Origin of the sequence: Micromonospora sp. HUAS YX12 (assembly GCF_040215685.1) — a bacterium.
GTDB lineage: Bacteria > Actinomycetota > Actinomycetes > Mycobacteriales > Micromonosporaceae > Micromonospora > Micromonospora tulbaghiae.
The window spans coordinates 6,418,945-6,432,904 of the sequence record NZ_CP157974.1 but is presented as its reverse complement, the minus strand read 5'-3'; the positions used below and the strand labels follow the sequence as shown (position 1 = coordinate 6,432,904).

General features: G+C 72.9%; 10 protein-coding genes. 6 read left to right on the top strand and 4 right to left on the bottom strand.

The annotated features are described in order from the left end of the window. Positions 1–20 precede the first annotated feature (20 nt). The 4 genes from ABIH81_RS30470 to ABIH81_RS30455 all read right to left on the bottom strand — a co-directional run bounded on the left by ABIH81_RS30470 (position 21) and on the right by ABIH81_RS30455 (position 6,959). Complete coding sequence (locus ABIH81_RS30470; RefSeq protein ID WP_349878276.1) at positions 21–2,495, bottom strand: SMC family ATPase; 2,475 nt, start codon at positions 2,493–2,495, stop codon at positions 21–23. After that, on the bottom strand, positions 2,495–3,643 hold the full coding sequence (locus ABIH81_RS30465) for an exonuclease SbcCD subunit D (RefSeq protein WP_349878275.1): 1,149 nt from the start codon (positions 3,641–3,643) through the stop codon (positions 2,495–2,497). The genes ABIH81_RS30470 and ABIH81_RS30465 overlap by 1 nt, the downstream gene beginning before the upstream one ends. An 11-nt stretch (positions 3,644–3,654) precedes the next feature. Next, on the bottom strand, positions 3,655–5,403 hold the full coding sequence (locus ABIH81_RS30460; RefSeq protein WP_043325613.1) for an ATP-binding protein: 1,749 nt from the start codon (positions 5,401–5,403) through the stop codon (positions 3,655–3,657). Positions 5,404–6,011: 608 nt separating this feature from the next. Beyond that, entirely contained in the window at positions 6,012–6,959 is a 948-nt protein-coding gene (locus ABIH81_RS30455; RefSeq protein WP_349878274.1) for a pyrimidine reductase family protein, read from the bottom strand. Positions 6,960–7,109: 150 nt separating this feature from the next. On the opposite strand from ABIH81_RS30455, the gene ABIH81_RS30450 reads away from it, so the two are divergent. From ABIH81_RS30450 to ABIH81_RS30425, 6 genes are all read left to right on the top strand, one after another. Next, complete coding sequence (locus ABIH81_RS30450) at positions 7,110–7,655, top strand: plasmid pRiA4b ORF-3 family protein (protein WP_349878273.1); 546 nt, start codon at positions 7,110–7,112, stop codon at positions 7,653–7,655. A gap of 399 nt (positions 7,656–8,054) precedes the next feature. Beyond that, the gene (locus ABIH81_RS30445) at positions 8,055–9,374 is read left to right on the top strand and encodes an extracellular solute-binding protein (protein ID WP_349878272.1); all 1,320 of its coding nucleotides are present in this window, start codon (positions 8,055–8,057) and stop codon (positions 9,372–9,374) included. 119 nt (positions 9,375–9,493) lie between these two features. After that, a complete protein-coding gene (locus tag ABIH81_RS30440; RefSeq protein ID WP_349878271.1) occupies positions 9,494–10,474 on the top strand; it encodes a sugar ABC transporter permease in 981 nt (326 codons plus the stop codon). A 105-nt stretch (positions 10,475–10,579) separates the two neighbouring features. Continuing rightward, positions 10,580–11,380 (top strand): carbohydrate ABC transporter permease, encoded by an 801-nt coding sequence (locus ABIH81_RS30435; protein ID WP_030503048.1) that lies wholly within the window; start codon positions 10,580–10,582, stop codon positions 11,378–11,380. Next, positions 11,377–12,810 carry a GH1 family beta-glucosidase gene (locus ABIH81_RS30430; protein ID WP_349878270.1) on the top strand — a complete coding sequence of 478 codons (1,434 nt, stop codon included), beginning with the start codon at positions 11,377–11,379 and terminating at the stop codon, positions 12,808–12,810. Before ABIH81_RS30435 ends, ABIH81_RS30430 begins: the two co-directional genes overlap by 4 nt. An 83-nt stretch (positions 12,811–12,893) precedes the next feature. After that, on the top strand, positions 12,894–13,940 hold the full coding sequence (locus ABIH81_RS30425; protein ID WP_349878269.1) for a LacI family DNA-binding transcriptional regulator: 1,047 nt from the start codon (positions 12,894–12,896) through the stop codon (positions 13,938–13,940). Positions 13,941–13,960: the final 20 nt, after the last annotated feature.

Below are 13,960 nucleotides of genomic sequence, written 5' to 3'. Positions count from 1 at the left end.
GCTCCGCCGAGCGGTGCCGGTCACAGGCCGGTCCGTTCCACGCGGGCCGTCCGCGCGTCCTTGCGGACCTCGAACCGGACCGGGATGCGCTCGGCCAGCGCCGGCACGTGGGTGACCACGCCGACCATCCGGTCACCCCGGGCGGCCAGGTTCTCCAGCGTCGCCGCGACCGTGTCCAGCGTCGCCGCGTCGAGCGTGCCGAAACCCTCGTCCAGGACGATCGACTCCAGGCTGGCGGCGGTGGTGGACATGCCGGCGAGCTGCTCGGACAGCGCCAGCGCGAGCGCCAGCGACGCCTGGAACGTCTCCCCGCCGGACAGCGTCCGCACCCCGCGCCGCAGCCCCGCGTCGTGGTGGTCGACCACGAAGAACTCACCCTTGTCGTGCACCAGGTCGTACTGCCCGCCGGACAGCTCCCGCAGGATCCGCGACGCGCCGTCGACGAGCAGGTCCAGCGCCTCGGTGAGCAGCCAGCGCTCGAAGTTGTTCGCCCGCAGGTGCGAGGCGAGCGCCCGCGCCACCCGGGCCTCGTGCTCGTGCCCGGCCCGCTGCTCCCGCAGCCCGGCGGCCTGCTCACGGCGCTCGTCGACGCGGCGCAACTCCGCCTCGGCCCGCTCCACCGCCACCGCCACGTCGCGCGGCGCGTCCTGCGGGGCGTCCAGCCCGGCGGCGGTGAACAACGCGGCGATCCCGTCGGCGACCTCGGCCGCGGCCCGCTGCGCCGCCTCCACCGAGGCGGCCAGCCCGTCCCGCTCCGCGCGCCGCGCCTGCGCCTGCTCGCCCGCCCAGCCGGCCAGCGCCGCCCACGCCGCTGCCACGTCGTCCCGGTCGGCGGCCGGTGGGCCGAACCGGGCCAGCCCGTCGCGTACCGCGTCGAAGTCACGCCAGGCCCGGCGCAGCCGTTCCTGCGCGGCATCCAGCGTGCCCCGCGCCCGCCGGGCCGCGTCCCGCCCGGCCCGCACCGCGCCGGCCGCCTCCTCCAGCGCGGTACGCAGCCGCGCGTGCTCGGCCAGCGACTCGCGCAGCCGCTCCGGCGCGGGCGCGTCCGCGAGCTGTTCGTCCAGCTCGGCCAGGCGCGCGCCGAGCTGGTCGTGCTGGGTCCGGGCGCGCAGCAGCTCACGGTCCAGGTCACGGGCCGCGGCGTCGCGTTCCTGCACCACCCGCTTCGCCGCCTCGCTCGCCGCCCGCGCCGCCTTGCCCGCCTCGATCGCCCGGCTCACCGCCGAACCCTCCGGCACCGCCGGCACCGTGGTGACCGTCTGCTCGCACACCGGGCACGGCGCGCCGCCGACCAGGTGGGCCCGCAGCGCCACCGCCTGGTCGGCGGCCTTCGCCTCCTCGTGCGCGCGGAACGCCGACTCCAGCTCCGCCTCGGCCCGCTGCGCGTCCGCCCGCGCCGCCGCCAGCGCCGCCACCGCCGCGTCGTGCTCGGTCCGTGCCGCGTCCACCGCCGAGCGGACCGTCGCCGCCTCCGCGGTCAGCCGGTCCCGGTCCGCGTACGCCTTCAGGTGCAGCCGGAGCGCGCTCTCGTCACCGGCGGCGGCCAGCTCCCCGCGCAGCTTCTCCTCGCGCTCCTCGGCCAGCCCGACCGCGCCCGCCGCCTCGTCGGCGGCGACCCGGGCCTGCGCCACCGCCCGCGCCAGCTCGGCGGTGCCCTCCGGCGGCCGCACCCCGGCCAGCACACCCAGCTCGGCGTCGAGGGCGGCCAGCGCCGCGGCCCGCTCACCGGCCGTGGCCCGGGCCCGCTCCCACTCGGGTACGGCGGCAGCGACCGCGGCGGCCAGCTCCCGCATCGCGTCCACCCGCTCCCGGGCGGCGGCCAGGCTCTCGTCGTCGACGTCGGCGAGCCCGCCGAGCATCTTGTCGACCGTCTCCAGCTTCGCCTCGGCCTGCCCGGCCCGCTCGACCGCCTTCTTCTGCACCTCCTCGTAGACGCCCAGCCCGAGCAGGTTCACCAGGATCTGCTGGCGGGTGGCCGGCTTGGCGTGCAGGAAGTCGGCGAACTGACCCTGCGGCAGCACCACGCAGGAGGTGAACTGCTCGTACGGCAGCCCCACCGCGTCGAGCACCGCCTGTTCCATCTCGGCCGGGGTGCCCGCCACCACCTCGCCCAGATCCTCCGGGCTGAGCCCGGTGTCGAGCTTGGTGACGTCGAAACCCGGCGGCATGAGCTGGAGACCGGCGTTCGCCGTCTTCACAGTGCCCCGGCCGTCGCGGCGCACCACCCGGGTCGCCACGTAGCGGTCCCCGGCGGACTCGAAGACCAGCCGGACCCGCGCCTCGGTCGCCGACGGCGCCAGCGCGTTCGCCAGCCCCCGGGTGCCGCCCCAGCGTGGCACCGTGCCGTAGAGCGCGAAGCAGATCGCGTCGAGCACCGTCGACTTGCCCGAACCGGTCGGGCCGACCAGCACGAAGAAGTCGGCGTCGGTGAAGTCGACAGTGGTCTCGTCGCGGAACACCGTGAACCCGGCCATGTCCAGCCGCATCGGCCGCATCAGTGCTCCACCTCCTCGAGCAGCTCGTCGAAGAGTTCCCGGACACCCTCGTCGGCGTGCCCACGGCTGTCCAGGTAGTCGCCGAACAACTCACCCGGCGACCGGCCGGCCCGCTGGGCGGTACGCGTCCCGCTGCCCGGCGCGGGCACCAGCTCCGGGTCGATCCGGATCTCCAGCGCCCGGGGCAGCAGCTCCTGCACCTCCTCGCGCAGCCCGGCCCGGGGCTGCTCCCGGACGTAGACGCGCAGCCAGCCCTCCGGCGGCTCGATCTCGGCGAGCTGCGCGAGCGTGCCGCGTACCGTACGCAACGGCACCGCGCCCGGCACCGGCACCTCGCGGATGCGGGCGGCGGTGGTCGCGGTCACCTCCACGACCGTCACCGAGCCGACGTTCTCCTGCTCGCCGAAGTCGACAGCGAGCGGGCTGCCGCTGTAGCGGATCGGGCACGGGCCGATGACCCGCTGCGAGCGGTGCAGGTGACCCAGCGCCACGTAGTGCGCGTTGCCGGGGAAGACGGTGGCCGGCACCGCGTACCCGAGCACGGTGTGCGCGTCCCGCTCGCCGCCGCCGGTGCTCGCCCCGACCACGGTGAGGTGCGCGGTGACCAGGTGCACCCGGTCCGGCTCGGTGAACCCCTCGGCGAGCCGGTCCAGCACCCGGCCCAGGTGGTCGGCGTACGTCTGGTTGGCCTCGGCCGGGGTGAGCGTGTACATCTCCACCGCGCGCACCGCGTACCGCTGGGACAGGAACGGCAGCGCGGCGAGCCGCCAGCGCTCCCCGCCGGCGGTGACCCCGTCGACGACGTGCTCGTCCGGGTTCTCCCGGACGCTGCCGCGCAACGTGATCCCGGCGGCCTCGGCCCACGGGCGCAGCGCGTCCAGCGCCGCGCCGTTGTCGTGGTTGCCGCCGATCGCCACCACGTCGGCCCCGGTACGCCGCAACGCGGTGAGCGCCCGGGTGACCAGCCGGGTCGCCTCCGGTGTGGGCGCGGCGGTGTCGTACAGGTCACCGGCGACGACCACCAGGTCGGGCCGTTCGCGCTGGGCGATCTCGATCACCTGGGCGAGGACCTGCTTGTGCTCCTCGGCCCGGGACTGCCCCTTGAGGACCTTGCCGACGTGCCAGTCGGAGGTGTGCAGGATCTTCATGTGGGTGCCGCCTAGAACGGGATGTCGTCGTCGGAGGAGCCGGAGCCGACCACCGCGAACGGATCGGCGGCCTGGGTGATCGACCGTAGCGTCTCCGAGGGCGCGCGGCCCGCCTCCGAGACCCGGGTGGCCCACGCCGGGAACGGGAACTCCAGGCAGAGCGGCACCGGGATGTCCGGCTGGTTGACGAACATCGTGCCCGGCTTGGCCAGCAGCGCCCGCTGCCGCTGGGCGGGCGGCAGGAAGCCGTACTCCGGGCGGGACGCCTCGGCCGGGTCGAGCCGGCCCACCACCCGGATCGCCGAGTTGGTGACGATCCGCCGTTCCACCTCGCTGGCGGTCTGCTGCGCGCCGACCAGGATCACGCCCAGCGACCGGCCCCGCTCGGCGATGTCGAGCAGCACCTCCTTGATCGGCGACGAGCCCTCCCGCGGCGCGTACTTGTTCAGCTCGTCCAGCACGACGAACAGCAGCGGCTTTGCCGTGCCCGCCTTCTCCTTGCGCTCGAACTCGCTCTTGAGCGTCACGCCGACCACGAACCGCTGCGCGCGGTCCGGCAGGTTGTGCAGGTCGACCACAGTGACCTGGGCACTCTCCGCGGTGTTGATCGAGTGCGGGCGGCGGGTCGCCAGGTCGCCCCGGATCAGCCGGCCCAGATCCTTCTTGCTGCCGATCAGCCGGCGGGCGAACGCGTTCACGGTGCCCAGCCCGACCGCGCTGCCGGCCCACTCGCCGCGCGTCTCGTCGTCGTTGAGCTGCTCGACCACGTGGTCGACCAGATCGGCGTACGAGCCGAGCCGCACCCCGTCGATGCTTACCCCGCCGTCGGCCGGCTGGGCGTAGCGGGCCAGGTGGGCGGCGACCGAGTGGACCACCATCGTGTACTGCTGACGCTCGTCGTCCGCGTCGGCGAACACGTACGGCAGCAGCCGGTCCGCGCAGAACTCGCTCAGCGTCCAGTAGAAGCTGTCCACGCCGGTGAGCCGGCTGCTCACGTCAGGCGTGCCGGAGGAGTCGCCGACCCGCGGCGGGGCGTACACCCGCACGTCCGGGAACGCCCCGGCGTCCAGGCCCAGCTTCGCGTACGCCGCCCGGGTCGGGTCGTCGAGCCGGCTGTTCGGGTGGTCGAGGAAGAGCAGATCCTCGCCCTTGACGTTGAAGATCAGCGCCTTGGCGTTGACCGCGTCGCCGCCCAGCACCCCGGAGCGGAACACGGAGTAGAGCAGGAACGTGGCGAAGCTCGTCTTGGTGGCGACGCCGGAGATGCCGGAGATCGACACGTGCGCGCCCCGGGTGCCGTCGAGGAAGTCGGCGTTGAGGTAGACCGGCACGCCGTCGCGGCCCATCCCCATCGGGATCCGCCGCTCCATCCGGTCGAAGTGCAGCGCCCGCGCCCGCGCGTCACCCTCGGCCCGGTGCACCACGGCGCCCGGGGTGGGCGGCACGTAGAACTCCGGGTCGACCCGCGTGGTGGTCACCTCGGCCGCCTCCTGCACCTGCGCCGGCAGCGTGCCGTCGGCGATGGCGAAGACGTCGGAGTCGAACTGCGCCCCCTCGTGCCGGGCACGCACCTGGGTCACCACCCCGGCGATCGTCACCGGCTCACGGTCGGGCAGGTCGCGGCGGGTCACCACCACGTCGTCGAGTTGCAGGTAGCTGCCCGGGGCGACCGCGGTCCAGAAGGTGAGCGGGGTGGCGTCGGCGGTGCCGAGCACCCGGCCGACACCCTCGCCGGGCCCGTCGAGCTGGTCGTCGGTCATCGGCGGTCTCCGGTCGGCTGGTCGTACCGTTGGCGGTGCACGTCGTGCATCCTGCCCGAGGGATGCGACAGGTTGCCACGCGACGCGGCGGACGCCACGTCACCCGTGCGCCGAACGGTAGCCACCCGGATCCGCCCGATCACGATGCGTGCGTTTCCTCCCGCCGCTCGCCGCTCCCGCCGTTCGCCGCTCCCGCCCGCCGCCCGCGGGTTGGCGCCTGCACGCCGTCCGCCGCCTGCCGCCTGCCGCGCGCCGCATCGCTTTGTCGCCGCCGGCTCCCGGGCCGCCCGCCCGATGACCGCCGGAGGTGCCGTCGATGTCTTCCGAGGTGGCGTCCGGCGCCGTGCAACCCGGCCCGCCCGCTCGATGGAACACCACGGGTGTCTCCGCAGGCCGATGACACCCGTGGCGTTCCACCCGTCGCCTGCCCCATTCACGATTCGGCGATGCCGGCACGTGCCGTCCCGAAAAGCAGGAGCCCTGTCCCGCTTCTCAGGACGACGCCGAGATCTTGGTACGAAAGCGCCCCCATAGGGGCCGTTTGCTACCAAGATCTCGCGAGCCGCGAGCCGCGAGCCGCGAGCCGCGAGCCGCGAGCCGCGAGCGCGTCAGGCGGCGGGGGCGGCGCCGGCGGGCGGTGTCTCGGCGGCGTCGCGTGCGTAGCGCAGCATCAGCACCCCGTCGGCGGCGGCCAGCACGTGACGCAGCGGCAGGTGACGCGGGACGCTGGCGTCCCCGGCGGTGATCCGGCCGGGACCGGCGCCGGCGAGCAGGGGCGCCATGGTCAGGCACAGCTCGTCGACCAGGTCGGCGGCGGTGAGCGCGCCGAACAGGTGCGGGCCGCCCTCGCAGAGCAACTGGTCGAGTCCGCGCCGGCGCAGCTCGGCCAGGCCGGCGACGAGGTCGACCCGCCCGGTGCCGTCGACCCGGTCGCCGCCGTCGACCCGCCCTGTGTCGTCCACCGGACCTGCGCTGCCGGCCCGCCCGGCGTCGTCGACCGGCCCGGCGTCGTCGGCCCGCCCGGTGCCGTCGACCGGACCGGCGCCGTCGAGCGGGCTCGCGCCGTCGGCCCGGCCGCTGCCGCAGCGGACCACGTCGGCGACGTCGGTCAGTCCGGGCGGCGGTACGGCGCCGGCGTGGGTGAGCACGATCGGCCGGACCGGGGCGTCGGCGAACGCGGCCTGCGCCGGGTCGAGGTCGAGCGAGCCGGAGACGACCACCAGCGTCGGGAACTCGGCCAGCCCCTGCTCGCGGCGCCAGGCCCGGCGGTCCGGGCTCAGCCGCACCGCCCGGTAGCCCTCGTGCCGCAGTGTGCCGGCGGCCACCACGAGACCGTCGCAGAGCATCCGCAGCAGCCCGAAGACCCGCTTGTCCGGCTCGCCTGAGAGCCCGGCGGAGTAGCCGTCCAGAGTGACCGCGCCGTCGGCGCTGGCGACGAAGTTGACCCGCAGGTGCGGGCGGTCCGCGCGGCCGTAGAGCGCGATGAGCTGCGGATCGGTGAGCGCACCGGTGACGGGTGCGGGCCAGATCCGTTCGATCGGGGTTCCGACGGTCATTCGCCGGCCGGACCGGTGACCGGAGGGGTGGGTTCGGGGGTACGGTGCTGGCAGTCGCACCACTTCCGGCCAGGACAGTCGTCGTGCCGCCGTTCCCGGCAGGCTCGGCAGATCATGCAGGCAGCCTATGCCCAGGAAGGATGGGACGTCGTGTCGCGTCAGATCTTCCAGCTCATGGTGTCGCTGACCGGCGTCCGGCCGCCGGTGTGGCGGCGGGTACTGGTGCCCGGCGGCTACACGCTGGACCGCCTGCACCGGGTGATCCAGCACGCGATGGGCTGGCGCGACTGCCACCTGCACTCGTTCGACGTCGACGGCCGGCAGTACGGCGAGCCCGACCCGGACGGCGAGCTGGCGCTGCGCGACGAGCTGGACGTCCGGCTGGACGCGCTCGTGGGCAAGGGCGACCGGTTCCGCTACACCTACGACTTCGGCGACTGGTGGGAGCACGACCTGGTGGTGGAGGACTGCTGCGCCGCCGACCCGGACGAGCGCTACCCGCTCTGCCTGGACGGGGAGCGGGCCTGCCCGCCGGAGGGCGTGGGTGGTCCGGCCGGGTACGTGGTCCTGCTGGCCGCGCTCGCCGACCCCGGGCATCCGGAGCACGCGACCATGCGGGAGTGGGCCGGCCCCGCGTTCGATCCGGCCGCGTTCGATCCCGGCCGCGCCACCGTCCTGCTGCGCCGCTGCTGCTGACCGGCGACCGCCGCGCCGCTGACCAAAGCGACCCCCGCGCCGCTGACCGAGCGACCGTCGCGCTGCTGACCAAAGCGACCCCCGCGCCGCTGACCGAGCGACCGTCGCGCTGCTGACCAAAGCGACCCCCGCGCCGCTGACCGAGCGACCGTCGCGCTGCTGACCAAAGCGACCCCCGCGCCGCTGACCGCGCGGCCCTCGGACAGGGCCCGCCCGCCGACGCGGTAACGAAATGGGAACGCTCCCAACGGTCTATTGACACCCCTGTCACCTCCCGGCAACCTCATGGGAGCGCTCCCGGGAGTGGCGCGGATCTCGTTCCTGCCCGCTCCGGCCCGCGCGACACGCACCCCCCACCACACAGCAGATATCGCCTCACCACCGAAAGAGGGGTCTCGGATGAGCGTCCCAATCCGTCGTCGGCGCTTCGCGGCCATCGCGCTCGCGTCCGTCGTCGTGCTCGGCACCACCGCCGCCTGCGGCGACGACTCGGACAGCGGCGACAGTGGCAGCGGCGGCGGCCCGATCACCCTGGTCGTCGACGTCTTCGGCGACCAGGGCTTCGGCTACGAAGAGCTGTACAAGCAGTACGAAGCGGAGCACACGAACGTCAAGATCCAGGAGCGGGGCAAGGGCCTCGGCCTCGGTGACTACAACACCCGCCTGACCCAGCAGATCACCGCCGGCTCGGGCGCCGGCGACGTGGTGGCCCTGGAAGAGGGCACCATCGTCCAGTTCTACGCGCAGGCCGACAAGTTCGTGAACCTCGCCGACCACGGCGCGAACGACCTCAAGGGCAACTTCCTGCCGTGGAAGTGGGAGCAGGGCACCACCCCCGACGGCAAGGTGCTGGGCCTCGGCACCGACGTCGGCTCGATGGCACTGTGCTACCGCAGCGACCTGTTCAAGGCCGCCGGGCTGCCCACCGACCGCGAGCAGGTCGGCGCGCTCTGGCCGACCTGGGACGAGTTCATCGCCACCGGCCAGAAGTTCGCCGCCGCCGACAAGAAGCACAAGTTCGTCGACTCGGCGACCAACTTCTACAACGTCGTGCTGATGCAGATCGCGGGCCAGGGCACCGGCTACACCTACTACGACAAGAGCAACAAGCTGGTCATCGACCAGAACCCGGACGTGCAGGCCGCGTACCAGCTCACCACCAAGATGATCTCGGCCGGGCTGTCCAACAACCTCCAGTCGTTCTCCAACGAGTGGAACGCCGGCTTCAAGAACGGCACCTTCGCCACCATCGCCTGCCCCGCCTGGATGACCGGTGTCATCAAGGGCCAGGCCGGTGACGCGGCGGCCGGCAAGTGGGACATCGCCAAGGCGCCGGGCGCCGGTGGCAACTGGGGCGGCTCCTTCCTCGGCGTGCCGAAGTCGAGCAAGCACCAGAAGGAGGCCGCGGAGCTGGCCAAGTTCCTGACCAGCGCCAAGGGCCAGATCGGCGCGTACAAGGCGGTCGGCAACCTGCCCTCGAACCCGCAGGCGCTCACCGACCCGGCCGTGGCCGACTCGACCAACGACTACTTCAGCAAGGCCCCGGTCGGCAAGATCTTCGCCGCCGGCGCCACCGAGCTGAAGCCGGTCTACCTCGGCCCGAAGAACAACGCGGTCCGCACCGCCGTGGAGAACACGCTGCGCGCCGTGGAGCAGGGCAAGTCGGCCGACGAGCAGTGGCAGGCGGCCCTGAAGAACGGTGCGGCCGCCGGTAAGTGACCGGTTGAGCCGCCCGCGGGTGGCGTCGGCAGCCCGGCTGCCGGCGCCACCCGCGGTGCCCGCAGAGTCCGGCGTTCGCCCGTGTGGCGGGTGACGCCGGCCGAGGAGAAGGACTCCCCATGAGCCTCGACCTGCACGCCGCGGCGCCGCCCGATCCCGGCCCGCCGCGCGCCGCCCGTCACACGCGCCGCCGTGCCGCCTCACTGACGCGCCTGGACCTGAAGTACTCGCCGTACCTGTACGTCCTGCCGTTCTTCGTGATCTTCGCCGTGTTCGGCGTGTACCCGATCGCGTACACGGTCTGGATCGCGCTGACCGACCGGTCGCCGCTGAACCCGACGATCTCCTTCGTCGGGATGGACAACTTCGTCGAACTGATCACCGAGGATCCGCAGTTCTGGAACGCCGTGGTCAACACGTTCGGCATGTTCCTGCTCTCCACAGTGCCCCAGTTGCTGCTGGCGCTGATGCTCGCCAACGCGCTGAACCGGAAGCTGCGCGCGCAGACGTTCTTCCGGATGGCCATCGCGATGCCGATCATCACCTCGACCGCAGTGGTCGCGCTGATCTTCTCGATGATCTACGCCAAGGACTTCGGACTGGTCAACTGGCTGCTCGACAGCGTCGGCCTGGACCCGATCGACTGGCGGGCGAACCGCTTCGCGTCCTGGTTCGCCATCTCCACCATGGTCGACTGGCGCTGGGTCGGCTACAACGCGCTGATCTACCTGGCCGCCATGCAGTCGATCAGCAAGGACATGTACGAGGCCGCGGCGCTGGACGGCGCCTCCCGGCGGCGCCAGTTCTGGTCCATCACGGTCCCGCAGCTGCGCCCCACGATCATCTTCACGCTGATCATCTCCACCATCGGCGGCCTCCAGCTGTTCACCGAGCCCCTGCTGTTCACCAGCGGCTCGGGCGGTCTCTCCGGCGGTTCGGAGGGGCAGTTCCAGACCATCACGATGTACCTGCTCGACGTGATGAACCAGCGCTTCCGGTGGGGGTACGCCGGAGCGGTCGCGCTCGTGCTCTTCGTGCTCATCGCGTTGATGTCGGCGATCAACTACCTGCTCGCCCGCCGCATCAGCTCCGACAAGTGAGGTGACGAGATGACGACCACCGCCGCCCGCCCGCCCACCCGGCAGAGCCCGCCGGTGAAGACCACACACCAGGCCGAGCGGCTCTGGAAGGCCAGCCCGCTCACCATGATCGGCCTGATCTTCGGCGTGCTGCTCTCCCTGTTCCCGTTCTACTGGATGATCGTGATCGCCAGCCGGACGAACGACGCGGCGAACTCCTGGCCGCCGCCGTTCCTGCCCGGCGGCAAGCTCGGCGAGAACATCGAGCGGGTGCTCGCCAACAGCGACGCCAACATCGTCAAGGGCCTGATGAACTCGTTCCTGGTCTCCGGGACGATCACCATCGCGACCGTGTTCTTCGGGTCGCTGGCCGGCTTCGCGTTCGCCAAGCTGCGGTTCCGGGGCAAGAACGCGCTGCTGCTGATCATCCTCACCTCGATGATGGTGCCGATCCAGCTCGGCGTGCTGCCGCTGTACATCCTGATGGCCAAGCTCGACTGGCTGAACACCATGCCGTCGGTGACCGTTCCGTTCCTGATCGGCGGCTTCGGCATCTTCATGATGCGCCAGTACGCCGAGCAGGCGGTACCGAACGAGCTGATCGAGGCCGCCCGGGTGGACGGCTGCTCCACCTGGCGGGTGTACTGGCACGTGGTGGCACCCGCGCTGCGTCCGGCCGCCGCGGTGCTGGGCCTGCTGACCTTCATGGAGCAGTGGAACCAGTTCTTCTGGCCCTTCGTGGTGCTGGCGGACCCGTCCAACCCGACCGTCCAGATCTCGCTGCGCAGCCTCAACACCGCCTACTTCGCCGACAACTCGCAGATCTTCGCCGGTACGTTGATCGCGACCCTGCCCCTGTTCGTCGTGTTCGTTCTGTTCGGCCGCCAGATCATCGGCGGCATCATGGAAGGCGCCGTCAAGTCGTGAGCAACCCAGCAAGCCCGCCCGCCGTCGGCGTCCTCGACGCCGGTCCGGCCCTCACCTTCCCGCCCGGCTTCCTCTGGGGCGCGGCCACCGCCGCGTACCAGATCGAGGGCGCGGCGACGGAGGGCGGCCGTACCCCGTCGATCTGGGACACCTTCAGCCACACCGAGGGCCGGACGGTGGCCGGGCACACCGGCGACGTGGCGTGCGACCACTACCACCGGATGCCGGACGACGTGCGGCTGATGGCCGACCTGGGCCTGCGGTCGTACCGCTTCTCGGTGAGCTGGCCTCGGGTGCAGCCGGGCGGCACCGGCGGGATCAACCAGGAGGGCATGGACTTCTACCGCCGGCTGATCGACGAGCTGCTCGGCCACGGCATCGAGCCCTGGCTGACGCTCTACCACTGGGACCTGCCGCAGCCGCTGGAGGACGCGGGCGGCTGGCCGGCCCGGGACACCGCCGGCCGTTTCGCCGAGTACGCCCACCTGGTGGCCGAGGCGCTCGGTGACCGGGTGAAGTACTTCACCACGCTGAACGAGCCGTGGTGCTCGGCGTTCCTCGGCTACGGCTCCGGCGCGCACGCGCCGGGCCGCTCCGACGGCGCGGACGCGGTCCGGGCCGGGCACCACCTGATGCTCGGGCACGGCCTGGCCGTGCAGGCGGTACGGGCGGCCCGCCCGGAGGCGCAGCTCGGCATCACCGTCAACCTGTACCCGGTGACCCCGGCCACCGGGTCGGCGGCGGACGCCGACGCGGCCCGCCGGATCGACGCGCTGGCGAACCGGTTCTTCCTCGACCCGGTGCTGCGCGGCGCGTACCCGGCGGACCTCGTCGCGGACCTGCGTCAGGTCACCGACATGGGGCACGTGCGCGACGGTGACCTGGCGACCATCTCCACGCCGCTGGACATGGTCGGGGTCAACTACTACAGCCGGCACGTGGTGGCCGCGCCGGTCGAGGGCGCGGAGCCGGAGCCCTACTGGCGGGCGCCGTCCTGCTGGCCGGGCAGCGAGGACGTCCGGTTCGTCACCCGGGGTGTCCCGGTGACGGACATGGACTGGGAGATCGACGCCCCGGGCCTGGTGGAGACGCTGGAGCGGGTCCACCGGGAGTACACCGACCTGCCGCTCTACGTCACCGAGAACGGCTCGGCGTTCGTCGACACGCTCGTCGACGGCCGGGTGGACGACCCGGACCGGCTGGCCTACTTCGCCGCGCACCTGCGCGCGGCGCACGCCGCGATCGAGGCCGGCGTGCCGCTCAAGGGCTACTTCGCCTGGTCACTGATGGACAACTTCGAGTGGGCCTGGGGTTACACGAAGCGGTTCGGCATGGTCTATGTCGACTACGACAGCCAGGCCCGGATCGCGAAGTCCAGCGCCAGGTGGTACGCCGACGTGATCCGACGCAACGGACTGCCCGCACAATAAGCTGGGCCAGCCAGTAACGGGCGGCCCGGCGCCGACGCCTCAATCGGTGCCGGGCCCGCCCGACCGTCGGAGGAGCACAGACGATGACAACCCAGCGCACCCGCTCGCTCGGGCGTCCGACCCTCGACGCGGTCGCGGCCCGCGCCGGCGTCGGGCGCGGCACGGTCTCCCGCGTGGTCAACGGCTCGCCGCAGGTCAGCCCGGAGGCCCGGGCCGCCGTCCAGCAGGCCATCGCCGAGCTGGGGTACGTGCCGAACCGCGCCGCCCGTGCGCTGGTCACCCAGCGGACCGACTCGGTGGCCCTGGTCGTCTCCGAGTCGGGGGAGCGGGTCTTCACCGAGCCGTTCTTCGCGGCCATCGTCCGGGGCGTCAGCTCCGGGCTGGTGGAGACGCCGATGCAGCTCTGGCTGGCCATGGTGCAGTCGCCGATCGAGCGGGAACGGGTCGAGCACCACCTGACCAACCAGCACGTGGACGGCGTACTCCTGCTCTCGCTGCACGACGCCGACCCGCTGCCCACGCTGCTGGAGGAGCGCGGCCTGCCGACGGTGCTCGGCGGCCGGCCGGCCCGGATGCTGCACCCGAACGCGCAGCCGGCCTGGTTCGTCGACATGGACAACGTGGGCGGCGCGCGGCAGGCGGTGGAGCACCTGTTCCGCCAGGGCCGCCGGCGGGTCGCGACCATCGCCGGCCCGCAGGACATGGGCGCCGGCCTGGCCCGGCTCTCCGGCTACCAGGAGGCCGTGCGCGCCGCCGGCGGCCGGGTCGACCCGGGCCTGATCGCGTACGGGGACTTCAGCGAGGGCAGCGGCACCGCGGCCATGCGCCGGCTGCTCGACGCCTGCCCGGAACTGGACGCGGTGTTCGTCGCCTCCGACCTGATGGCCTTCGGCGCGCTGCGCGCGTTGCGCGAGGCCGGCCGCCGGGTGCCCGAGGACGTGGCGGTGATCGGCTTCGACGACGCCCCGATCGCGCGCCAGGCCGACCCGCCGCTGACCACCGTCTTCCAGCCGGTGGAGGAGATGGGCCGGCAGATGGCCCGGCTGCTGGTGTCCCGCATCCGCGGCGAGGAGGTCCCCTCGCCGCACGTGCTGCTGGACACCGAACTCGTCCACCGGGCCTCCGCCTGACCCGTGCGGCGGGGGAGCCG